Origin of the sequence: Streptomyces sp. 4N124, from assembly GCF_052245395.1 — a bacterium.
GTDB lineage: Bacteria > Actinomycetota > Actinomycetes > Streptomycetales > Streptomycetaceae > Streptomyces.
The window spans coordinates 25418-47088 of the sequence record NZ_JBQQBS010000017.1 but is presented as its reverse complement, the minus strand read 5'-3'; the positions used below and the strand labels follow the sequence as shown (position 1 = coordinate 47088).

Sequence of the window (21671 nt, the reverse complement as noted above, 5' to 3'; positions counted from 1 at the left end):
CGGTGCTGATGCCGACGTTCGGGATGCGTCGCACCCGGCGTGGGGGCTGGGCGGGGGTGGGTCGCGCGGCCCGGCGCTGACGGGGTGCCGCCTGCGCCCACCCGTGCCGCCCCAGGCGGCACGCATGCCCGCAGCTACGGCGGAGCCACGGATGCCCGCAGCTTGGCGGGACGGTGGCCCGCAGCTATGGCGGAGGCACGGATGCCCGCAGCTGGGCGGGGCGGCAGCCCGCTGCCTGCTGGGTGGGCGCCGTCCCTGCGGCACGCCTGCCCGCAGCTATGGCGGAGGCACGGATGCCCGCAGTTGGGCGGGGCGGCAGCCCGCTGCCTGCTGGGTGGGCGCCGTCCCTGCGGCACGCCTGCCCGCAGGCCAGGTGGGCGGCTGCGTACGGGTGATGTCTACCGCGCGGCTCCCCGGTGCCGTTGAGGTGGCGCGCTTATGTGAGCGCATGATCAGTGGACGTCTTGTGCGCCGGAGTGTCGCGGTTTTGTTGGCCGTTGTCACTGTGATTCCTGTGGGGAGCGCCTCTGCGGAGCCTGGGCCGCCTGGGGCTGGTGTGGAAGGGGAGTTGGCGCCGGGGGAGGACACAACCGGGGCTGAATTGGATGCCGTTGAGCTCGAGCTCAGGGACGCGGCCGACAGGGCGTATGCGTTTCTCGATGATGTTCCGGTCGACGATGAAGTCGTGCCGGACAGCTGTCCCGACTTCACCGGGCCTTATCAGCGGCAGGTCGAGCGGTACCTGAAGTTGAAGGTGGACGGGAAGCAGTCGGAGCGGGACTGCGAGGCGATCCGGGCGTTTCAGGAGAGGCAGGGGATCGAGGTCGACGGATATGCCGGGCCTCTGACGTGGGCGTGGACGCAGGTCGCCGCCGCGAAGAAGAACCCCAATGCCGCGAAGAAGTGCCCGGTGCGGACGTATCGCGTCGCCTGTGTCGATCTCAGCCGGCAGCTGACCTGGGTGCAGAAGGGGAAGAAGGTCGTGTTCGGGCCGGTGCCCATGCGCAGCGGGCGGGCAGGGTATCGGACTCGTGTCGGGTGGCACGCGATCTACTGGCGGCACAAGAATCACTACTCGACGCTCTACAAGTCCCCCATGCCGTACGCCCAGTTCTTCAGCGGCGGTCAGGCATTCCACGCCGTCCACGGCACCATCTTCACCACCGTCGGTTCCAGAGGCTGCGTCAGCATGCGCCACGGCGACGCCCGCAAGCTGTGGGGCCTGCTGAAGAAGGGCGACCGGGTGTACGTGTGGGGGCGCAGGCCCATCTGAGCAGCGCGGCGACGGCCGTAACTCGTGTGCGCGCGTTGTGATTGCGGCCGTCGCTCGCAAACGGTAGGGCGGGAAATTGGCGCTTCCTAGGTGAAGAAACCACCGAAGGGAGCAATCCCGGTCGGCCGAGTGTGCGGAGCTGAAAAGGGGGGTGGTTCGCTGGCGGCATGAGTGAATCAGACATACGTGATGCTACTCGGCGTGAAGTGCTGGGAGGGGCGGCCGTTGTTCTGGGGGGCGCCGTCCTTGGAAAGCGCGCGAGCGATTCTGATTCGGGTGACTGGGGTGAGGAACCGGCCGGGAGTTGTGGCATCGAGTACGACGAGGAATTCGAGGCCCTGCTCGCGGCCGTGGAGGAACCCCAGGACTGGGTGGACCCGGACGACGACGTGTACCGCGCCCCCACCAAGAAATGGCGCCGTCCGATACGGCGGCGGGTCAGGGTCACGGCGCGTTACCGAATGCGGGGGAGTTGGGCGGTCGGGTATCACACCGGGATCGACCTCGCCGTACCGAGGGGAACCCCGGTCTTTTCGGTGGGCCCCGGTGTCGTCGTACTGGCTCGGTGGTCGGGGTCGTACGGCAAGGCCGTGACGGTGAAGATGAGTGACTCCCGCTACGTCGTCTACGCCCATCTGTCCCGTATCTCCGTATCGCGGGGCGACAAGGTCCGGCCCGGCACGCGGCTCGGCAGCAGCGGCAGCACCGGCCGTGCCACCGGCCCGCATCTGCATTTCGAGGTGCGCACCCGCCGCAAGTACGGCTCGGACATCGACCCGGTGAAATATCTGGCCCGGCACGGACTGCGCCTCTGACGCGCACGGTGCCGCAGGCCATGGCCGGGTGCGGATGGCCGCTGCGCGGCGCAAAGGGCCGTCCGGCCCGGGCACCTCACGCGGGCAGGCGCGGACAGGATTCCTGCCTCACTCGGCGGGACGCCATCGCGGCGGCCACCGGCGGCCGGAGAGCTCGACCGTCAGACCCCTCTGAGACACTGGGGGCGCCATGACTGAGAACGCACCACCGCCGACCGCCCCCCTGCGCGCCCGCGCCGAGATCGACCTGGCCGCGCTGCGGGCCAATGTGCGGACCCTGCGCGCCCTCGCACCGGGTGCGGAGCTGATGGCCGTGGTGAAGTCCGACGCCTACGGCCATGGCGCGGTGCCGTGCGCCCGCGCGGCCGTCGAGGCCGGCGCGACCTGGCTGGGAACCGCCACCCCCGAGGAGGCCCTCGCGCTGCGGGCCGCCGGTGTCCCGGGGCGGATCATGTGCTGGCTGTGGACCCCCGGCGGGCCCTGGCGCGAGGCCATCGAGGCCGACCTCGATGTATCCGTCAGCGGCATGTGGGCTCTGGATGAAGTGACCGCCGCCGCTCAGCAGACGACGACCCGAACACCCGCCCGCGTCCAGCTCAAGGCCGACACCGGCCTCGGGCGCGGCGGCTGCCAGCCCGGCGGCGACTGGGCCGAGCTGGTCGGCGCCGCCCTGCGCGCCGAGCGGGACGGACTCATCCGCATCACCGGGCTCTGGTCGCACTTCGCCTGCGCCGACGAGCCCGGGCATCCCTCCATCGACGCCCAGCTCAGCCGCTTCCGGGAGATGGTGTCGTACGCCGAAGGACAGGGCGTGCGGCCCGAGGTGCGGCACATCGCCAACTCGCCCGCCACCCTCACGCTGCCCGAGAGCCACTTCGACCTCGTCCGCAGCGGGATCGCCGTCTACGGCATCTCGCCCAGCCCGGAGATCGGCGGCCCGGCCGACTTCGGACTGCGGCCGGTGATGACGCTGTCGGCGTCGGTCGCGCTGGTGAAGCACGTTCCGGGCGGCCACGGCGTCAGTTACGGGCATCACTACACCACCCCCGGCGAGACCACCCTCGGCCTGGTGCCCGTGGGCTACGCGGACGGCATCCCGCGGCACGCCTCCGGGACCGGGCCGGTCATGATCGGCGGCAAGTGGCGTACCGTCGCGGGACGGATCGCGATGGATCAGTTCGTCGTGGACCTCGGAGGCGACGAGCCAGGCACCGGGACCGAGGCGGTCCTCTTCGGGCCCGGCGACCGCGGTGAGCCCACCGCCGAGGACTGGGCGCAGGCCGCGGGCACCATCGCGTACGAAATCGTCACCCGCATCGGAACGCGTGTTCCGCGCGTCTATGTGAATGAGGAACAAGCGGGGTAGACGCCAGGAGGCGTGCACCACAGTCAGCGACAGCCATCCGGCGACCAGCAGTACGGCGAAGAGGAGCGATTCGTGAGCGAGAGCAGTGCGGAGGCCGTAGCGAACGCCGCCTCGGCGGCCGTCGCCTCCGCCACGGGGGCGGCCGGGAACTGGCGCCGGGTGACCGGTATCGCGGGTGCCGCGATCGGCGTGGTCGCCGCGGGTGCGGCGGCCGGCGTCGCGATAGAGCGCATGACGGTCGGGCGCGGGATGCGGCAGAAGGCCCGCCTCGCCCTGGACTCCGCCGGACCGTACGGCGCCCTGCGCGGCACCCCCGGCAAGGCGTACGCCGACGACGGCACCGAGCTGTACTACGAGGTCGACGACGTCGAACCCCAGGAGGGGCTCACCCCGCGGCGCCGGCGGCTCTTCGGCCGTAAGGCCCCCGCCCCCGTCACCGTCGTCTTCAGCCACGGCTACTGCCTCAGCCAGGACTCCTGGCACTTCCAGCGCGCGGCGCTCAGGGGCGTCGTACGGACGGTGCACTGGGACCAGCGCAGCCACGGCCGGTCCGCGCGCGGGGCGTCCCAGATCGAGGACGGCATTCCGGTCACCATCGACCAGCTGGGCCGCGATCTGAAGGCCGTGATCGACGCGGCCGTCCCCGAGGGGCCGATCGTGCTGGTCGGGCACTCCATGGGCGGGATGACCGTGATGGCGCTGGCCGCCCAGTTCCCGGAGCTGGTCCGGGAGCGGGTCACCGCCGTCGCGCTGATCGGTACGTCGTCGGGGAAGCTCGGCGAAGTCAACTTCGGGCTGCCGGTCGCGGGCGTCAACGCCGTACGACGTGTGCTCCCCGGAGTGCTGAAAGCGCTGGGGCAGCAGGCGGCGCTGGTCGAGCGGGGGCGGCGGGCCACGGCCGATCTGTTCGCCGGGATCATCAAGCGGTACTCCTTCGCGTCCCGGGACGTCGATCCGGCGGTCGCGCGGTTCGCCGAGCGGATGATCGAGGGCACGCCGATCGATGTGGTCGCCGAGTTCTACCCGGCCTTCGCGGACCACGACAAGACCGAGGCGCTTGCGCATTTCACCGATCTGCCGGTGCTGGTGCTGGCCGGGGTCAAGGACCTCGTCACGCCCAGTGAGCACAGTGAGGCCATCGCCGATCTGCTGCCGGACGCCGAGTTGGTGCTCGTTCCGGACGCCGGGCACCTGGTGATGCTGGAGCACCCGGAAGTGGTCACCGACCGTCTCGCCGACCTGCTCACCCGCGCGGGTGCCGTGCCGGCAGGGGCTACCGTAAGTGGCTATGGAAGCAGTACCGCACAACCCGGCTGAGCCGAGCGTCCAGAACCTCACCATCACCTCCCCCGACCAGATGCGCGAACTCGGCCGCCGCCTCGCCAAGCTGCTGCGCGCCGGTGACCTCGTGATGCTCAGCGGGGAACTCGGCGCGGGCAAGACGACGCTGACCCGGGGGCTGGGTGAGGGGCTCGGGGTCCGTGGCGCGGTCACCTCGCCGACGTTTGTGATCGCCCGGGTGCATCCGTCGCTGGGGGACGGGCCGCCGCTGGTCCACGTCGACGCGTACCGCCTCGGGGGCGGCCTCGACGAGATGGAGGACCTCGACCTCGATGTCTCGCTGCCCGAGTCGGTGATCGTCGTGGAGTGGGGCGAGGGCAAGGTCGAGGAGCTGACCGACGACCGGCTCCAGGTCGACATCCACCGGGCTGTCGGCGACACGGCCGACGAGGTACGGCGTGTGACGCTGACCGGGCTGGGGGAGCGCTGGGCGAACGCGGACCTCAGCGTGCTGTCGGCGTGAGCACGGTGAACGTTCCGACATGACGTCGGCAAGATATTGCTTTCGGGGTCTTGCGCGTGGTCACATGGTACCCAGTCCGTAGTTAGGTCTACCTAACTACGTCCGCCCCCGTCCCTCAGGAGGCGTCCATGTCGGCTTCGGAACGCAGTGCGGAGAACGACCGGTCCGAGGAGCGCCCGCGGCAGCCGTACGCGGTTGGCGGGGTGTCGATGAGTGCGTTGCTGGCGTCTTGTGCGGCGGCGCGCGCGATCTCCACGCCGCCACCTGCGCCGGAGCGGTATGACACAGAGGGCCGTCGGGCCGCGTAGTCGTCTGCGGGTTCGTTGTGGCTGGTCGCGCAGTTCCCCGCGCCCCTTTGGGGCGCTTCACCTAGCGGATCACTACGATCTTCTGGCCTACCGTCGCGAACTGCCACATCGCGTTGCCGTCCGCGCGTGATTCGCGGATGCCGCCTGTTTTCACCGTGGGGTCGGGTACCGGGGTCGAGCCGTCGACGGCTGCGCTGAAGCCGATGGCGACGCCGTCGACGCTGGTGAAGCGGACGACGTGTTCGATGGGGGTGCCGTCGGAGCCGGTGACCGCGTTCGAGCGGGAGGTGACGAAGTAGGTGCCCGGCGGTGGGTCGACCGTGCTCGGGTTGACCTTGAAGGTGCGCTGGACCTTGTTGCCCCGGGTGACGAGCCAGACGCGGTCGTCGTCCACCGAGTACACGACCCGTTCACCCTTGCCGGAACCGGCGGGCAGTGCCTCGGGGTGGCGTCCGTCCCGTGGCGCCTTGGAGGTGGCCGCCGAGGCCGACCCGCCCACCTGGGGCCGGCCCAGGTCCGCCGGGACGGTCGCCGAGGCCTGGTAGGCGAGGAAGCCGACGGTCGCGACGGCCGCCGCGGTCAGCACGGCCACGAATCCGGCGCTGCTGCTTGGCACGGTCGCCCACCTCTTCGTCGTACGTCACGCTTCGTTGCGACGGTAGCAGCAGGTGACGGCCGGACCTGGGCGGCCGTGCTCGCGCCCGGGGAGCCGTAGGCTGTTTGCGTGCTCTTGCTCGCTCTGGATACCGCCACCCCCGCCGTCACCGTCGCCCTGCACGACGGGACGGACGTCATCGCCTCGTCGAGTCAGATCGACGCGCGCCGACACGGAGAGTTGCTGCTGCCGGCCGTCGACCGTGTGCTGACCGAGGCGGGGCTGAAACTCGACGCCGTCACCGGGATCGTCGTGGGGATCGGTCCGGGCCCGTACACCGGGCTGCGGGTCGGTCTGATGACCGCGGACACGTTCGGGCTAGCGCTCGGCGTCCCCGTGCACGGGCTGTGCACGCTCGACGGCCTCGCCTACGCGTCCGACATGGGGAGCCCCTTCGTCGTGGCCACCGACGCGCGGCGCAAGGAGGTCTACTGGGCGCGGTACGCCGACTCCCGTACGCGCGTCACCGAACCCGCCGTCGACCGGCCCGCCGACATCGCCGACAAGGTCGCGGGGCTGCCCGCCGTCGGCGCGGGCGCGCTGCTGTACCCCGACACCTTCCCCAACGTGCACGAGCCCGAGCACGTGTCGGCCGCGGCGCTCGTGAGCCTCGCCGCCGAGAGGCTGGCGGCCGGCGAGGAACTGCCCGCGCCCCGGCCGCTGTACCTGCGCCGTCCCGACGCACAGGTCCCCAAGAACTACAAGGTGGTCACCCCCAAGTGACAGCGGTGCTGCGCGAGATGCGCTGGTGGGACATCGATGCCGTGCTCGAGCTGGAGAAGGACCTCTTCCCCGAGGACGCCTGGTCGCGCGGGATGTTCTGGTCCGAGCTGGCCCACGCGCGCGGTCCCGCGGCGACCAAGCGGTACGTCGTCGCCGTCGACGCGGACCGGCTCGTCGGGTACGCGGGCCTCGCCGCCTCCGGGGACCTCGCCGACATCCAGACCATCGCCGTCACCCGCGACCAGTGGGGCACCGGCCTCGGCGGGCGGCTGCTGACCGAGCTGCTGCGGGCGGCCACCGCCTTCGAGTGCGCCGAAGTGATGCTGGAGTGCCGGATCGACAACGTCCGCGCGCAGAAGCTGTACGAGCGCTACGGCTTCGAGGCCATCGGCTTCCGGCGCGGCTACTACCAGCCGGGGAACGTGGACGCCCTCGTGATGCGACTGACCGACCCATCAACCTCCGTACAAGGAACCGAGATCAATGGCTGACGAACCTCTGGTCCTGGGGATCGAGACCTCCTGCGACGAGACCGGCGTCGGCATCGTCCGCGGCAGGACCCTGCTGGCGGACGCCGTCGCGTCCAGCGTCGACGAGCACGCCCGCTTCGGCGGCGTGGTGCCGGAGGTCGCGTCGCGGGCGCATCTGGAGGCGATGGTCCCGACGATCGACCGTGCGCTGAAGGAGGCCGGGGTGAGCGCCAGGGACCTGGATGGCATCGCCGTCACCGCCGGTCCCGGACTCGCCGGCGCCCTGCTGGTCGGCGTCTCGGCGGCGAAGGCGTACGCCTACGCGCTGGGCAAGCCGCTGTACGGCGTGAACCACCTGGCCTCGCACATCTGCGTCGACCAGCTGGAGCACGGCGCGCTGCCCGAGCCGACGATGGCGCTGCTGGTCTCCGGCGGGCACTCGTCCCTACTGCTGTCCTCCGACATCACCTCCGACGTGCGGCCGCTGGGCGCGACCATCGACGACGCGGCCGGCGAGGCCTTCGACAAGATCGCACGGGTGCTGAACCTCGGCTTCCCGGGCGGGCCGGTCATCGACCGGTACGCGAAGGAGGGCGACCCTCAGGCCATCGCCTTCCCGCGCGGTCTGACCGGGCCCCGCGATCCGGCGTACGACTTCTCCTTCTCCGGTCTGAAGACCGCCGTGGCCCGCTGGATCGAGGCCAAGCGGGCGGCGGGGGAGGAGGTGCCGGTGCGCGATGTGGCGGCGTCCTTCCAGGAGGCGGTCGTGGATGTGCTGACCCGCAAGGCCGTACGGGCCTGCAAGGACGAGGGCGTCGAGCATCTGATGATCGGGGGCGGCGTGGCGGCCAACTCCCGTCTGCGGCACCTCGCCCAGCATCGGTGCGAGGCGGCCGGGGTCGAACTGCGGGTGCCGCGGCCCAAGTTGTGCACCGACAACGGCGCGATGGTCGCCGCGCTCGGTGCGGAGATGGTGGCGCGGGGGCGGGCGGTGTCCAGCTGGGACCTGTCGGCGGACTCCTCACTGCCGGTGACCGACCCGCATGTGCCGGGGCACGACCATGTCCACGAGGTCAGCAAGGACAACCTGTACTCATGACCGTGGCGTTGATGTGGGAGGCGCGGGCGGCCGAAGGGCGGGGCGCGGAGCTGCTGGCCTGGGTGCGCGGGCAGCGGCTTCCCGAGGAGCCGCTGCGCCGGGAGACCTTCCGGGCGCATCAGGACCGGGTGCTGGTCATCACGTGGTGGGACGCGGCGTACGACGCCGAGCTGCCGGAACTGCCGGAGCCGGACGGGGAGTTGGTCAATCGGGTGGTCCATCGGTGGCGGTTCGAGTCCGTCGACGCCTGGACAGGGTGAGCCAGAGACCGAGCACCAGGACGGTGACGACTCCGCCGATGAACCACAGCCGCCAGTCGGGCGGGGTGTGTCCGAAGACGGTGACGATCTCTCCCTCGCCCGGAACCGAGGTGATGTCGCGGAGTGTGAGGATCACGTCCTCCTGGCCGAGCAGGTCGTTGTTCTCCCGGAAGTCCTCCAGGCCACCGGTGTAGGTCTCGCCGTTGGCGTCGATCAGGGCCGGGGACTTGGACTTGTCCGGTGGCTGGGCCACGTGGAGAGTGATCAGTTCCAGGGCCCCGTCCTCGTGCTGGACCAGGACGGAGCGCCTGAAGAGTTCGCCCTTGGACCCGGCGAAGTCCCGCGCCGCCGCGCTCACGGACGAGCTAGGCGGGCAGCCGGTGTTGGATTGGTAGTCGTAGTCGGTCTCGGCGGCGTCCTTGCTGCACGGGGTCGCCCCAAGGAGTACCCCCTGGAACTCTTCGGCGGTGTAGTGGGCGGCGAAGTTCGCGATTCGGTCCTCGCCGGTGCCACCGTCACTGGGAAACCTGTCGTTCTTGACGTCGGTCGACCTGAAGTACTCCGTGAACAGTTTTCCGGGCGGCGTCTCCGGTTCCGGGGATCCGCAGGACGCCAGCAGCAGGACGAGCAGCGCGGTGATGGCCGCAACCGCTCCGGGGCGGAGACACGTCGCAGATGTCATCCGCCCTGTGTAGCGGGGTGGGTGCGGGAGGGGTCCCGGTCACCCCGCCGCCGATACCTCCGTCTCGCACCGCAGCCGCCGGTCCGGCCCCAACTCCCGTACGGCCCCCGTGAGTTCCACCCGCGCCGTGTGCCGTACGTCCGCGCTGGACGCCGCCAGCCGCAGCTCCAGTACGCCCGGTTCGACCACCCGCCGTCCCGAGCGGTCGGTGAAGGAGGACAGGTCGGTGTGGAAGCGGAAGGTCACCCGGTTCGCCTCGCCCGGCTCCAGCTCCACCCGCCGGTAGCCGATCAGCCGGACGTCCGGGCGGGTCACCGACGCCACCGGGTCGTGGAGGTAGAGCTGGACGACCTCCGCGCCCGCACGGTCGCCCGTGTTGCGGACGGTGAGCGAGATGTCGTACGAACCGTCCGTGTCGATGGACGGGTGCGTGCCCTCGAAGGACTCCCAGGCGAACGTGGTGTACGAGCGGCCGTGCCCGAAGGCGTACAGCGGCGTCGGATCCAGGTTGCTGACCTCGCCGGCCAGGCCCAGCGGAGGCTGGAGGTAGGTCCAGGGCTGCCCGCCGGGCACGTGCGGGACGCTCACCGGGAGGCGGCCGGAGGGGTTGACGCGGCCCGACAGCACTCCCGCCACCGCCGGGCCACCCTCCTCCCCGGGGAAGAACGCCTGGACGACCGCCCCGAGGCGCCCGTGCCAGCGGCCGAGCGCGTACGGCCGTCCCGTCAGGAGCACCAGCACGACCGGTACGCCCGTCGCGATCAGGTTGTCCAGCAACTCGCCCTGTACGCCCGGCAGTCGCAGGTCCGTCACATCGCAGCCCTCGCCCGACGTGCCCCGCCCGAACAGGCCCGCCCGGTCGCCCAGTACCGCCACGCACACATCCGCCTCGGACGCCCGGGCCACCGCCTCCTCGAAGCCGGAGGTGTCCGGGTCCGAGGTGTCGCAGCCCTCGGCGAACGTCACCTTGGCGTCGGGGAGTTCGTCGCGCAGGGCCTGGAGGACCGGCGGAATCTCGATGCCCATGGGGACTTCGGGGTGGTGGGTGAGGACGTGGGACGGGAAGGAGTAGCAGCCGAGCATGGCGAGGGCGTCCGCCGCGCGCGGGCCCACGACCGCGATCCGGGCGTCCGGGGCCAGTGGGAGCACGCCGTCCGGGTTGTCCAGCAGGACCACGGACTCCTCGGCCAGCCGGCGGGCGAGGGCGCGGTTGGCCGTCGAGTCGAGGTCGATCGGGCCCTTCGGCTCCGGGTCCCAGTCGGCGTCCAGGAGGCCGAGTTCGCACTTCTGGAGCAGGACCCGGCGCGCGGCCCGGTCCACCAGTTCCTCCGGGACACGGCCCTCCCGTACCGCCTCCAGCAGCGGGCGGCCGTAGCACTTCACCGTCGGCAGTTCCACGTCGATGCCCGCGGCGAGCGCCGCGTGCGCCGCCTCGGCGGGGGAGCCGGCGACGCGGTGCAGGGTCTGCAGGAAGCCGATGCCGAAGTAGTCGGCGACGACCGTGCCGGTGAACCCCCAGTCCCGGCGCAGGAGTTCGGTCAGCAGGGCCGGGTCCGCGGAGGCCGGGACGCCGTCCGTCTCGTTGTAGGCCGCCATCACCGAACGGGCCCCGCCCTCGCGCAGCGCCAGCTCGAAGGGCGGGAGGATCACGTCCGCGAGCTCCCGGACGCCCGCCCGGACGGGGGCCTGGTTCCGGGCGCCCGCGGAGGACGCGTACCCGGCGAAGTGCTTGAGCGTGGCGATGATGCCGGCCGACTCCAGGCCCCGGACGTATGCGGCGCCGACCGTGCCGACCAGGTACGGGTCCTCGCCGATCGTCTCCTCGACCCGGCCCCAGCGCGGATCCCGTACGACGTCCAGGACGGGCGCGAGACCCTGGTGGACGCCGGCCGCGCGCAGGTCGCGGCCGATGTGCCGGGCCATCTCCTCGACCAGCGGCGGATCGAAGGTGGCGCCCCAGGCGAGGGGGACCGGGTAGGCCGTGGCGCCCCAGGCGGTGAAGCCGGCGAGGCACTCCTCGTGGGCCACGGCAGGGATGCCGAAGCGGCCCGCGTCGGCGATACGGCGCTGGGCGCGGGCCAGTGCCTGCGCGCCCAGCGCCGGGTCCACTGGGGCGGTGCCGTAGGAGCGGGTGAGCTGGCCCAGGCCCTGGGTGATCAGCTCGTCCCATGTGTAGTCGACGGTCATGTCGTGCTGGTGCGGGGCGACTCCGTCGCCGTCCGTGGCGGCGCCCACCCACACGCCGTACAGCTGGGCGGTCTTCTCCTCCAGGGTCATCCGGGCGAGGAGATCGTCGACGCGGGCGGCGGCGGGCAAGGCGGGGTCACGCCAGGGGGCGGTGGTCATGAAACTCCTGTCGGTGTTCCAGTCGCTGGCGAATGTTTCGATGTGCACTTCGAATGTTCCGGGACGCTATGGCGCTCAGAAGGGTTCGTCAAGAGGGGGTGCAGGGATACGATCGCCGCCATGACACCCTCCGAGCCCGCTCAAACCCGGACGGCAGGACGCTCGACGCAGACCGCGACGCTCGCCGAGATCGCCCGCGAAGCCGGCGTGTCCGCGCCGACTGTTTCGAAGGTCCTCAACGGACGGGCCGATGTCGCCCCGGCGACTCGCACCCGCGTCGAGGAACTGCTGCGCGCCCACGGCTACCGGCGCCGCCGCGCCGAGGCGAGCCGATCCCCCCTGATCGACCTCGTCTTCCACGAGCTGGAGAGCGCGTGGGCGATGGAGGTCATCCGGGGCGTGGAGAACGTGGCGCGGGACGCCGGGCTGAGCGTGGTGCTGAGCGAGAGCGCCGGCCGGCTCACCCCCGGCCGCACCTGGGCCGACCAGGTCGCCGCCCGCCGCCCGCACGGCGTGATCCTCGTGCTTTCCGGCCTCGACGAGTCCCAGCGCGCCCTGCTGACCAGCCGTTCCATCCCGTTCGTGGTGATGGACCCGGCGGGCGACCCGGGCGCCGACGTGCCGTCCATCGGCGCCACCAACTGGCAGGGCGGGCTCGCCGCCACCCGCCATCTCGTCGAGCTGGGGCACACCCGGATCGGCGCGATCACCGGCCCCTCCCGGATGATGTGCAGCCGCGCCCGGGTCGACGGCTACCGGGCGGCGCTGGAGACCGCCGGGCTGCCGGTCGATCCCGAGCTGATCAAGAACGGCGACTTCCACCACGAGACGGGCTACCGGCGGGGACTGGACCTGCTGCGCGCCCCCGACCGGCCCACCGCGGTCTTCGCCGGCAACGACCTCCAGGCGCTCGGCCTGTACGAGGCGGCGCGCGAGCTGGGTCTGCGCATCCCGGAGGACCTGAGCGTCGTCGGCTTCGACGATCTGCCGATCGCCCGCTGGGTGGGGCCGCCGCTGACGACCGTACGGCAGCCGCTGACCGAGATGGCCGAGGCGGCGGCCAAGCTCGTGCTCGATCTCGCACGCGAGGACGGGACGCCGGCGGCGACCCGGGTGGAGCTGGCGACGAGCCTGGTGGTGCGCAGCAGCACAGGGGCGCCGCCCGCTCTTCCGAAGTCAGTCGGGTGACCGTCCGAAACTTTCGGAGCCGATAAAAGCCGATGAAAGCCGGTGGCTCTGGCCTGAGGCAGGGCTGAGAAGTCTTAGATTTTCCGCAGAAACAGCGGGCAGGGGTGTTCTCTCGTAATAATTCGGACTTACGTTCCTGCCCGTGACTGTTGAAGACGAACACGGGGACGACAACGGGGGAACGGACAGACACATACGCCCGCGCTCCGGCCTGCTGAAGGCCGTCGGATTCACCCTGGCCGGTCTGCTGGCGGTGGGCGCCGCGGGGGCCGGCTGGGTCTACTGGCATCTCAACGACAACATCACGAGCGTCGACATCAACAGCGCGCTCGGCGACGACCGCCCGGCCAAGTCGATGACGACGCCCGACGGTTCGGCCTCCGCGTCCTCCCTGCCCACCGAGGCCCTGAACATCCTGGTGCTGGGTTCGGACTCGCGGGACGGCGAGGAGAACCAGAAGCTCGGCGGCGGCGACAGCGGCGGCGCCCGCTCCGACACGGCGATGGTCGTCCACCTCGACTCCGGCCGCACCGAGGCCACCGTGGTCAGCATCCCGCGCGACACGCTCGTCACCCGGCCGTCCTGCCCGCTGTCGAACGGGGAGTCGACGCAGGAGGCGTACGGCGTGATGTTCAACAGTGCCTACGCGGTGGGCGGTCCGGTCTGTGCCGTGAAGACCGTCGAGGCGATGACGGACGTCCGCATGGACCACTACCTCGAGATCGACTTCGCCGGCTTCGCCAAGCTGGTGGACGCGCTCGGCGGGGTCACCGTCACCACGGACGAGGACATCGACGACGAGGACAGCCACCTGACGCTGGAGGCCGGCACCCACCAGCTCGACGGCGAGCAGGCCCTGGCCCTCGCCCGCACCCGGCACGGCATCGGTGACGGCAGCGACCTCGGGCGCATAGGCCTCCAGCAGACGCTCGTGAAGGCCTTGCTGGAACGGCTGTCCGACATCGGCCCCACCCGGCTCTACTCGGTCGCCGACGCCGTGACCGGCAGCCTCACCACCGACACCGGCCTGGACTCACTGGCCGAGCTGTATGCGCTGGGGCAGAGCCTTGAGGGGCTGTCCGCGGACGACGCGACGACGGTGACCATGCCGGTGGAGACGGCGCCTTCGAACGCCAACCGGGTGGTTGCTCAGGAGCCGGAGGCGGGGGAGTTGTGGGAGTCGTTGCGGTGACCTGCGGAAAGGCGGCTGGAAAAAATCCTCGAAGAAAGTTCGGCGCGGATGTCGATCCGGACGTCTCCCGGTCGACGCATGAGTGAGAGGCGGGGAGAGACCCCGCCGGCGTCACAAGGAGTCACCATGCCCCGCTACCTGACCCTCGTCCGCATCGACGAGAACAACGCCCCCGCCGGGGGCCCGAGCCCCGAGATGATGCAGCGGATGGGAGAGCTGCTGGAGGAGATCACCAAGGCCGGGGTCATGCTCGACACGGGTGGCCTGCTGCCGACCAAGGAGGGCACCCGGGTGCACTGGGAGGGCGGCAAGATCTCGGTGACCGACGGGCCGTTCACCGAGTCCAAGGAGGTCGTCGGCGGCTACTCGATCACGCAGTGCAAGGACAAGGCCGAAGCCATCGAGTGGGCCTCGCGGTTCCTGAAGGTGCACGGCGAGGAGTGGACCGTGACCTGCGAGGTACGGCAGCTCGACGAGGGCTGAGCCTGCCGAGCTTGGCGGCGCGCGGGTACGGGTGTCGAATGGGGGGTTGTGAGCAACCAGCCCTCCGCCGACCCGCGCGCCACCGTCGAGACCCTCTTCCGTATCGAGTCGCCCCGCGTGATCGCCGCCGTCGCCCGTGTCGTCCGCGACGTCGGCATCGCCGAGGAGCTGGCCCAGGACGCCCTGGTCGCGGCGCTGGAGCAGTGGCCGCGGGACGGGGTCCCGGACAACCCCGGCGCCTGGCTGACCGCCACCGCCAAGCACCGCGCCGTGGACCTGGTCCGCCGCCGGGACAACTACGCCCGGAAGCTCCAGGAGATCGGCCGGGACCTTTCGGATGTGGCCGCACCGCCGGAGCCCTCCGCCCCCGACGACATCGACGACGACCTGCTCCGCCTCGTCTTCACCGCCTGCCACCCGGTCCTCTCCGCCGAGGCCCGCATCGCCCTCACCCTCCGCCTCCTCGGCGGCCTGACCACAGCGGAGATCGCCCGCGCGTTCCTCGTCCCGGAATCGACGGTCGCCCAGCGCATCGTCCGCGCGAAACGCACCCTCGCCACGAAGAACGTCGCCTTCGAGGTGCCGTACGGCCCTGACCGTGAGGCCCGCCTCGGCTCCGTTCTCGACGTCATCTACCTGATCTTCAACGAGGGGTACGCGGCCACGGCAGGCGACGACTGGCTGCGCCCGTCCCTGTGCGAGGACGCGCTGCGGCTGGCCCGGCAGCTGGCCGGCCTGATGCCCAAGGAACCCGAAGTGCACGGCCTGGCCTCGCTGCTGGAGTTCCAGGCGTCCCGTATGGCCGCCCGCACCGGCCCGGACGGTGAGCCGGTCCTCCTCCAGGACCAGAGCCGCGGCCGCTGGAACCGGCTCCTCGTCGCCCGCGGGATCACCGCCCTCGACCGCGCGAACGCGCTGTCCACCGGCGTGCCCGGCCCGTACGCCCTCCAGGCCGCGATCGCCGCCTGCCACGCGCACGCGCTGACCTACGAGGACACCGACTGGCGCGCGATCGCCACCCTGTACGGCCTGCTCGCCGCCCGCGCCCCCTCCCCGGTCGTCGAACTCAACCGTGCGGTCGCCGTGTCGATGGCGGACGGCCCCGCCCCGGCGCTGGAGATGGTCGACTCCCTCGCCGCCGAACCGGCCCTGCGGGACTACCACTTGCTGCCGAGCGTGCGCGGCGATCTGCTGGCCCGCCTGGGCCGTACGGCGGAGGCCCGCGAGGAGTTCGTACGGGCGGCCGGGCTGGCGCGCAACGAACGCGAGCGGAAGCTGCTGCTGGCCAGGGCGCGGGAGTGCGATTCGTAACCCGAAGGCGCACATCTGTTCACTAGTAACTCTGTTCCCCTCATGCCTCGTTGGGCACTACAGTGACCCGGCCTCTGTGTAGAGGCTGTGAAGATCCATGGGGGGATCGACCTTGAGAATGTTCACGCGCCGCCGTGCCGCGGCGCTCGCGACCGCGGCGGTGCTCGCCGCCGTGGGCACCCTGACCACCGCACCGGGCGCCATCGCCGACGAGGCAGGGCCCTGGCCGGGCACCGAGGGCCGGATCCTCACCGACGGCCCCGTCCTCGTCGACCCGGCCACCGGCCGGGCCACCGCCGTCCCGGGCGCCTCCGGGAACTACGCCGCCTGGGCGCCCGACGGCAGCCGGCTGGTCACCGCCTGGAGCCAGATCTCCAGCGTCCGGCCCAGCGGCTCCTCGAAGATCACCCTGCCCTGGGCGGAGGGCATGCGCTCCAGCGCCGCCTACGAGGACCTGGCCTTCTGGTGGGGCGGCCGCTACGTCGTCTTCGCTTCCGGCGGCCAGCTCGCCTTCGGCCCCTCCGACGGCTCGTGGGCGCCCACGCCGCTGCTGTCCGAGGCCATGGAACCGGCCAAGGTCTGCGACGAGGACCCGACGGTGAGCCCGTCCGGCCTGCTCGCCTTCTCACGTCGCGTCGAGGGCTGCTCCGACAGTGCGCGGATCTACACCTACGACGGGACGACGAACACGCTCAAGCGGGTCCTCGCCAACGCCGAGCAGCCCGCCTTCTCGCCCGACGGCACCAAGCTGGCCTTCGTCCGCAAGGACGCCGACGGCAACGCGCAGATCTTCACGGCGAACGCCGACGGCACCGACGTCCGGCAGCACACCAACGGCCCCCGCTGGTACGCCAACCCGTCCTGGTCGCCCACCGGCAAGCGGATCGTCTTCGACGCCCACACCTCGCCGTACAGCGACGACGTACACACCACCGAGTACGTCGACCTGGCCACCGGCGAGCTCACCCGGGTCCCGGGCACGCCGCAGGGCAGCAACCCCAGCTGGCAGCCGCTGCGCAAGAACCGCACCGGCCGGGTCTGGGGCAGCAACGCCTACAACACCAACATCGCCTCCTCACGCTGGACCTGGAACAAGATCGGCGGCAGTGTGCCGGGCCTGCTGGACGCCAAGGCCGCGGTGCTGGTCAACCAGGACGACACGGCGTACGCGCTCACCGCGCCCGCGCTGGCCGGCAAGAAGCAGGGGCCGGTGCTCACGACCCCGAAGACCGGGCTGTCCACGGCGGTGAAGAGCGAGCTGAAGCGGGTGCTGAAGCCGGGCGCCAGTGTGTACCTCGTCGGCGGCACGTCCATCCTCAGCAGCAACGTCGCCGCACAGCTGAGGACGCTCGGCTACGTCCCCAAGCGGCTGTCCGGCACCGACCGCTACGAGACCTCGGTCAGGGTGGCGCAGTCCGTCACCGGCGCCCCGAAGTACGTGTTCCTGGCGTCGGGCACCGACTACCGCGCGGCCCTCCCGGCAGCCGCCGCGGCCGGCGCCGACGGAGCGGCCAGCGCGGGCAGCGTCGTCCTCACCAACGGCAACAAGCTGACGGCGTCCGTGAAGTCGTACCTCAACAGCCTGAACCCCGACAGGACCATGATCATCACGGTCGGGTCGGACGCCAAGTACGCGCTGACCCACACGGGCTTCTCCAGGTGGCCGTCGACGTACTCGTACTACCCGATCACGGGGAGCACCGACGCGGCCCTGTCGGTGGCGGTCGCCAAGTTCTGGTGGACGGCGCCGAGTTCGGTGGCTCTCGCCTACGCGGGGGCCTGGCGCGACGGCCTGTCCGCCGGTGCGGCGATGAACGTCTTCGGGCCCCTCCTGTGGACCTCCCGCCCCGCCCTGTCGGACGAGACCAAGAGCTATCTGCTGCGCGAGTCCGCCAGCACGAGCTTCACGGTCGCGTTCGGCCCCACCGCCTCGGTCACCGCGAGCACGCTGAACTCGGCGGGCTCCTCGATCAGCGCCAGCGGCTCTCAGTTCGTGTACCACGAGTACTACAACGGCACGGTGCCCACGAGCGCGCAGACGAGCACCTTCTCGGCGCGCACGAACGGCGGTCAGCCCGCCACCGTGGCCCGCACCGGCCCGGTCGGCGCCGACCCCCACCTGGAGCCCCTCAAGACGCTCCACCGGCAGTAGCCGACGGCTGCGAGGGGGCGCCGACGAGTATGGTCGGGTCCCGGCGGGGGGGCGCCAAAGAGTGTGTTTGGCGCCCCCGCGACCCGGGTGAGAAACACCGTCGCCGCGTTGGGCCCCTGCGGCTTGACCTTCCTGCGCAGCTCCTCCGGCTCCACCGCCGACCCACGCTTCTTGACGGTCAGCGTTCCGACGTGCCGCTCCCGGAGCAGTGCCTTCAACTTCTTTACGTTGAAGTGGAGTTGATCGGTGATCTCGTACGCGGTGGCGTACGGGGTCTCGTGATGCTCGTCGGCGGTGATGTACGCGATGGTCGCGTCGACGAGCCCACCGTTGAGCGACTCGGCGACCTCGGCGACCAGATGGGCGCGGATGACGGCGCCGTCGGGCTCGTACAAGTACCGCCCCACAGGCCGTACTTGGGGATCGGGCAGCCCGCGTCCGAGCAGGGTCCGCGGCCCCGGCAGCAGGGTGGCGCGTACGGCACCCGGCTCGGTGCCGAACCACAGCACCGCCTCCTTCACATCCCCGCCGTCGGAGATCCACTCGGCCTCGGCCTCGGCGGGGACGGCTTCATGGGGGATTCCGGGCGCGATCTTCAGGGCGGCGCGGGGAGCTTTCAGGGCCGTCTGCACCGCCCACGACAGCGGCGGCGAGTAGGCCTCGGGGTCGAAGATCCGGCCGCGACCGCCACGCCGGGCGGGGTCGACGAACACGGCGTCGTACGCAGCCGTTTCCACCTTCGTCACATCCGCTTCCCGTACCTCGATGAGGTCGGCGAGGCCGAGCGCGGTCGCGTTGGCGCGGGCCACCTCACAGGTCAGCGGATCTCGATCCACGGCCAGCACCCGAATCCCGGCGCGGGCGAACGCGATCGCGTCACCGCCGATACCGCAGCACAGGTCCGCGACGGACCGGATCCCCAGCGTCCTGAAACGCTCGGCCCGATACGCCGCCACGCTCGCCCGCGTCGACTGCTCGACCCCGTTCGGCGTGAAGAACATCCGCCCCGCGTCCTCGGCCCCGAACTTCGCCACCGCCCGCTGCCGCAGCCGCGCCTGCCCGAGCGCCGCCGACACCAGCTCGGCGGGGTGCTCGCGGCGCAGCCGGGTGGCGACGGCGAGCTCCTGCGCGGGGTCGGTGCCGCGGACCTCGTCGAGGAGGGCGCGGCCTTCGGGGGTGAGGAGGGGGGCGAGGTCGTTCACCGGTTCATTGTGGGCCAGTCGGTGGATGGTGCACGCGCGGCGGCGGTGTCGGCCGGGGTTCGGGGCGGGTGCCTGCGAGGATCCGGCTCCATGCGAGTAGTCGTACAAAATGATAAATACGGGGCGTATCGGAAGCAGCGGATCCATGCCGGGATCGCCGTGCTCGCCGCCGCGGCCATCGCCTCGGGCTGCGCGGACGGCGCCTCCACGGCACGGCCCGCGGCAGGCCAGCAGCCCCGTGAGGCGCCCGGCGCCAAGGTCCCCGACAAGCACGCCGCGCAGCGGGCCCGGGTCGCCGCGGCGAAGCGCTGGGGCCTGTCGAGGGTCCCCCTGACGGCCCCGCCGCCCCCGGCCGTGAAACCGGAGATCAGGACCCGCGCGGGCTTCGAGGTGGACGGCCATGAGGAGGACGACCTCCCGCCGGTCTTCACCACGATCCCCACCCGGCAGAAGATCGTCTTCCTCACGATCGACGACGGCGCCGAGAAGGACCCGGCGTTCCTGCGCATGATGCGCGAACTGCGGGTCCCGTACACCGCGTTCCTCAGCGACTACCTGGTGAAGGAGGACTACGGCTACTTCAAGCGCATGCAGCGGGCGGGGGTGAGTCTGAACAACCACACCCTCGACCACCCCTACCTGCCGGGCCTGTCGTACTCCCGCCAGAAGCGCCAGATCTGCGGCATGCAGAACGTGATCGAGAAGCACTACGGCACCCGCCCGACCCTCTTCCGCCCGCCCTTCGGCAACTACAACGCGGACACCCTGTACGCGGCGAAGGCCTGCGGCATCAAGTACGCGCCCCTGTGGAACGAGGAGGTCTTCGCCGACCACTGGGAGTACCGCGAGTGGGACCGTGACCTTCATCCCGGCGACATCGTTCTCAGCCACTTCCGCGGTAAGGACGACTGGAAGGGCACGATGCCGGACATGATCCGACGGTTCCTGGAGAAGGTCACGGCGAAGGGGTACGCCGTGGCGCGGCTGGAGGACTACCTGTGAGGCTGCGCGCGGCCGGGGCGCTGGCGCTGACCGCCGCGCTGCTCACCGGCTGCGCACAGTCCGTCGACCCCTTCGAACGCCTCGGCGAGAAAGCGGCCGGACGGGTGAGCCCGCACGGCCCGGAGGCGGACCGGGGGCTGCCGCCCGTGGTGGACCGGGTCCGCACCGAGGACAAGGTCGTCTTCCTGACCTACGACGACGGCGCGGAGAAGGACCCCCGCTTCGTCGACATGGTCCGCGAACGGCGGCTCCCGGTCAGCATGTTCCTCACGGACAGCGTCGTGGGCCCGGGCTACGGCCACTTCGCGCGCCTGCAGTCGGTCGGCGCGAGCATCCAGAACCACACCCTCGACCACACCGCCCTGCCCGGCCTGCCCTACGCCGGCCAGCGCGCCGAGATCTGCGGCCAGCAGGACAAACTCAAGTCCCGCTTCGGCATCCGCCCCCGCCTCTTCCGCCCACCCCACGGCCGCTACGACATGACGACCCTGCACGCGACCGCCGACTGCGGCCTCTCGGCCATCGTCCTGTGGACCTCCGCCGACACCGACGACGCCCCCCTCCACCCCGGCGACATCATCCTCATCGGCCCGGACGACCCGACCGGCCCACCTCTGTGGAAGCGGACGGAACGTGTGCTGCGGCGGGTGGAGGGGGCGGGGCTGAGGGTGGGGCGGCTCGAGGATTACCTGTAAGGGCACTTCTCGGTGCCGGTCCAGGCAATCTCAGCCCGTCCGGCGTTTGAGGACGAGGCCGCCAGGCCGATGCGGGGGTCTGGGGGCGCAGCCCCCAGGAACGCCGGGTTCCACGCAACGGACGTCCACAAGAATCCGCCGACGCGCCGCAGGCATTGGCACTCCGCTTGACCGAGTGCTAACTGCGGTCATAGTCTCGGCTCTGGCACTCCCCCCTGGAGAGTGCCAATAGCGACGGGCAGGTCCGGCACCCGCGACGACGGATCCACCTGGTCGCCACCTCAGACAGTTAACCCCGTGAGATCTCCGAAGGGGGAGGTCGGATCGTGACGACCACCAGCTCCAAGGTTGCCATCAAGCCGCTTGAGGACCGCATCGTGGTCCAGCCGCTCGACGCGGAGCAGACCACCGCCTCTGGCCTGGTCATTCCGGACACCGCCAAGGAGAAGCCCCAGGAGGGCGTCGTCCTGGCCGTGGGCCCGGGCCGCTTCGAGAACGGCGAGCGCCTGCCGCTCGACGTCAAGACCGGCGACATCGTGCTGTACAGCAAGTACGGCGGCACCGAAGTGAAGTACAACGGCGAGGAGTACCTGGTGCTCTCCGCTCGCGACGTGCTCGCGATCATCGAGAAGTAGATCACCGAAG

At 71.2% G+C, this 21671-nt stretch carries 22 protein-coding genes; 17 read left to right on the top strand and 5 right to left on the bottom strand.

The window, feature by feature from the left end; genetic code table 11:
* Positions 1-685 precede the first annotated feature (685 nt).
* The 5 genes from ACTWQO_RS19120 (at position 686) to tsaE (ending at position 5258) form a co-directional block, all read left to right on the top strand.
* Positions 686-1273 (top strand): L,D-transpeptidase family protein, encoded by a 588-nt coding sequence (locus tag ACTWQO_RS19120; protein ID WP_443238557.1) that lies wholly within the window; start codon positions 686-688, stop codon positions 1271-1273.
* Positions 1274-1440: 167 nt separating this feature from the next.
* A complete protein-coding gene (locus ACTWQO_RS19115; RefSeq protein WP_443238556.1) occupies positions 1441-2088 on the top strand; it encodes a M23 family metallopeptidase in 648 nt (215 codons plus the stop codon).
* A gap of 190 nt (positions 2089-2278) precedes the next feature.
* Positions 2279-3454 carry an alanine racemase gene (alr, locus tag ACTWQO_RS19110; protein WP_443238555.1) on the top strand — a complete coding sequence of 392 codons (1176 nt, stop codon included), beginning with the start codon at positions 2279-2281 and terminating at the stop codon, positions 3452-3454.
* Between the two features lie 72 nt (positions 3455-3526).
* On the top strand, positions 3527-4771 hold the full coding sequence (locus tag ACTWQO_RS19105) for an alpha/beta fold hydrolase (protein WP_443238554.1): 1245 nt from the start codon (positions 3527-3529) through the stop codon (positions 4769-4771).
* Positions 4743-5258 (top strand): tRNA (adenosine(37)-N6)-threonylcarbamoyltransferase complex ATPase subunit type 1 TsaE, encoded by a 516-nt coding sequence (gene tsaE, locus ACTWQO_RS19100; RefSeq protein ID WP_443238553.1) that lies wholly within the window; start codon positions 4743-4745, stop codon positions 5256-5258. The genes ACTWQO_RS19105 and tsaE overlap by 29 nt, the downstream gene beginning before the upstream one ends.
* A 115-nt stretch (positions 5259-5373) precedes the next feature.
* On the opposite strand, the gene ACTWQO_RS19095 is transcribed toward tsaE, so the two are convergent.
* Both ACTWQO_RS19095 and ACTWQO_RS19090 read right to left on the bottom strand, forming a co-directional pair.
* A complete protein-coding gene (locus ACTWQO_RS19095; protein ID WP_443238552.1) occupies positions 5374-5514 on the bottom strand; it encodes a hypothetical protein in 141 nt (46 codons plus the stop codon).
* Positions 5515-5627: 113 nt separating this feature from the next.
* Positions 5628-6182, bottom strand: coding sequence for a hypothetical protein (locus ACTWQO_RS19090; protein WP_443238551.1), 555 nt, complete (start codon positions 6180-6182; stop codon positions 5628-5630).
* Between the two features lie 108 nt (positions 6183-6290).
* Here ACTWQO_RS19090 and tsaB point away from each other — a divergent pair, with 108 nt between their 5' ends.
* Genes tsaB through ACTWQO_RS19070 form a run of 4 tightly spaced genes read left to right on the top strand, consistent with a single transcriptional unit; the run spans position 6291 to position 8773 of the window.
* Positions 6291-6944: a tRNA (adenosine(37)-N6)-threonylcarbamoyltransferase complex dimerization subunit type 1 TsaB gene (gene tsaB / locus ACTWQO_RS19085; protein ID WP_443238550.1), complete on the top strand. Its 654-nt coding sequence runs from the start codon at positions 6291-6293 to the stop codon at positions 6942-6944.
* Between the two features lie 17 nt (positions 6945-6961).
* Entirely contained in the window at positions 6962-7435 is a 474-nt protein-coding gene (rimI, locus tag ACTWQO_RS19080) for a ribosomal protein S18-alanine N-acetyltransferase (protein ID WP_443238628.1), read from the top strand.
* Positions 7428-8513 carry a tRNA (adenosine(37)-N6)-threonylcarbamoyltransferase complex transferase subunit TsaD gene (tsaD, locus tag ACTWQO_RS19075; RefSeq protein ID WP_443238549.1) on the top strand — a complete coding sequence of 362 codons (1086 nt, stop codon included), beginning with the start codon at positions 7428-7430 and terminating at the stop codon, positions 8511-8513. The genes rimI and tsaD overlap by 8 nt, the downstream gene beginning before the upstream one ends.
* Positions 8510-8773 (top strand): hypothetical protein, encoded by a 264-nt coding sequence (locus ACTWQO_RS19070; RefSeq protein WP_443238548.1) that lies wholly within the window; start codon positions 8510-8512, stop codon positions 8771-8773. Before tsaD ends, ACTWQO_RS19070 begins: the two co-directional genes overlap by 4 nt.
* Here the strand turns inward: ACTWQO_RS19070 and ACTWQO_RS19065 are convergent.
* Together ACTWQO_RS19065 and ACTWQO_RS19060 are read right to left on the bottom strand one after the other, a co-directional pair.
* Positions 8718-9455, bottom strand: coding sequence for a hypothetical protein (locus ACTWQO_RS19065; protein ID WP_443238547.1), 738 nt, complete (start codon positions 9453-9455; stop codon positions 8718-8720). The genes ACTWQO_RS19070 and ACTWQO_RS19065 overlap by 56 nt on opposite strands.
* Positions 9456-9494: 39 nt before the next feature.
* The gene (locus tag ACTWQO_RS19060) at positions 9495-11801 is read right to left on the bottom strand and encodes a beta-xylosidase/alpha-l-arabinosidase (RefSeq protein ID WP_443238546.1); all 2307 of its coding nucleotides are present in this window, start codon (positions 11799-11801) and stop codon (positions 9495-9497) included.
* A 120-nt stretch (positions 11802-11921) separates the two neighbouring features.
* Between ACTWQO_RS19060 and ACTWQO_RS19055 the strand changes: the two genes are divergently transcribed.
* From ACTWQO_RS19055 to ACTWQO_RS19035, 5 genes are all read left to right on the top strand, one after another.
* Entirely contained in the window at positions 11922-12989 is a 1068-nt protein-coding gene (locus ACTWQO_RS19055; RefSeq protein ID WP_443238545.1) for a LacI family DNA-binding transcriptional regulator, read from the top strand.
* 142 nt (positions 12990-13131) lie between these two features.
* Complete coding sequence (locus ACTWQO_RS19050) at positions 13132-14181, top strand: LCP family protein (protein ID WP_443238544.1); 1050 nt, start codon at positions 13132-13134, stop codon at positions 14179-14181.
* A gap of 126 nt (positions 14182-14307) precedes the next feature.
* Positions 14308-14664, top strand: coding sequence for a YciI family protein (locus ACTWQO_RS19045; RefSeq protein WP_443238543.1), 357 nt, complete (start codon positions 14308-14310; stop codon positions 14662-14664).
* A 48-nt stretch (positions 14665-14712) separates the two neighbouring features.
* Positions 14713-15975, top strand: coding sequence for an RNA polymerase sigma factor (locus ACTWQO_RS19040; RefSeq protein WP_443238542.1), 1263 nt, complete (start codon positions 14713-14715; stop codon positions 15973-15975).
* A 118-nt stretch (positions 15976-16093) separates the two neighbouring features.
* The gene (locus tag ACTWQO_RS19035) at positions 16094-18127 is read left to right on the top strand and encodes a cell wall-binding repeat-containing protein (protein WP_443238627.1); all 2034 of its coding nucleotides are present in this window, start codon (positions 16094-16096) and stop codon (positions 18125-18127) included.
* Here ACTWQO_RS19035 and ACTWQO_RS19030 read toward each other — a convergent pair.
* A complete protein-coding gene (locus ACTWQO_RS19030; RefSeq protein ID WP_443238541.1) occupies positions 18046-19329 on the bottom strand; it encodes a THUMP-like domain-containing protein in 1284 nt (427 codons plus the stop codon). The genes ACTWQO_RS19035 and ACTWQO_RS19030 overlap by 82 nt on opposite strands.
* 90 nt (positions 19330-19419) lie before the next feature.
* Between ACTWQO_RS19030 and ACTWQO_RS19025 the strand changes: the two genes are divergently transcribed.
* From ACTWQO_RS19025 to groES, 3 genes are all read left to right on the top strand, one after another.
* The gene (locus ACTWQO_RS19025) at positions 19420-20331 is read left to right on the top strand and encodes a polysaccharide deacetylase family protein (protein WP_443238540.1); all 912 of its coding nucleotides are present in this window, start codon (positions 19420-19422) and stop codon (positions 20329-20331) included.
* Complete coding sequence (locus ACTWQO_RS19020; protein ID WP_443238539.1) at positions 20328-21026, top strand: polysaccharide deacetylase family protein; 699 nt, start codon at positions 20328-20330, stop codon at positions 21024-21026. Before ACTWQO_RS19025 ends, ACTWQO_RS19020 begins: the two co-directional genes overlap by 4 nt.
* A gap of 326 nt (positions 21027-21352) precedes the next feature.
* Complete coding sequence (groES, locus tag ACTWQO_RS19015; RefSeq protein ID WP_003998759.1) at positions 21353-21661, top strand: co-chaperone GroES; 309 nt, start codon at positions 21353-21355, stop codon at positions 21659-21661.
* Positions 21662-21671 lie beyond the last annotated feature (10 nt).

Excerpts from the sequence above, each read along its gene's own strand:
- ACTWQO_RS19115 (WP_443238556.1), top strand. The coding sequence starts at position 1,441 with ATGAGTGAATCAGACATACGTGATGCTACTCGGCGTGAAGTGCTGGGA.
- tsaE (WP_443238553.1), top strand. The coding sequence starts at position 4,743 with ATGGAAGCAGTACCGCACAACCCGGCTGAGCCGAGCGTCCAGAACCTC.
- ACTWQO_RS19065 (WP_443238547.1), bottom strand. The coding sequence starts at position 9,455 with ATGACATCTGCGACGTGTCTCCGCCCCGGAGCGGTTGCGGCCATCACC.
- ACTWQO_RS19055 (WP_443238545.1), top strand. The coding sequence starts at position 11,922 with ATGACACCCTCCGAGCCCGCTCAAACCCGGACGGCAGGACGCTCGACG.
- tsaD (WP_443238549.1), top strand. The coding sequence starts at position 7,428 with ATGGCTGACGAACCTCTGGTCCTGGGGATCGAGACCTCCTGCGACGAG.
- ACTWQO_RS19025 (WP_443238540.1), top strand. The coding sequence starts at position 19,420 with ATGCGAGTAGTCGTACAAAATGATAAATACGGGGCGTATCGGAAGCAG.
- ACTWQO_RS19070 (WP_443238548.1), top strand. The coding sequence starts at position 8,510 with ATGACCGTGGCGTTGATGTGGGAGGCGCGGGCGGCCGAAGGGCGGGGC.
- ACTWQO_RS19035 (WP_443238627.1), top strand. The coding sequence starts at position 16,094 with ATGTTCACGCGCCGCCGTGCCGCGGCGCTCGCGACCGCGGCGGTGCTC.
- alr (WP_443238555.1), top strand. The coding sequence starts at position 2,279 with ATGACTGAGAACGCACCACCGCCGACCGCCCCCCTGCGCGCCCGCGCC.
- ACTWQO_RS19045 (WP_443238543.1), top strand. The coding sequence starts at position 14,308 with ATGCCCCGCTACCTGACCCTCGTCCGCATCGACGAGAACAACGCCCCC.
- ACTWQO_RS19060 (WP_443238546.1), bottom strand. The coding sequence starts at position 11,801 with ATGACCACCGCCCCCTGGCGTGACCCCGCCTTGCCCGCCGCCGCCCGC.
- rimI (WP_443238628.1), top strand. The coding sequence starts at position 6,962 with ATGCGCTGGTGGGACATCGATGCCGTGCTCGAGCTGGAGAAGGACCTC.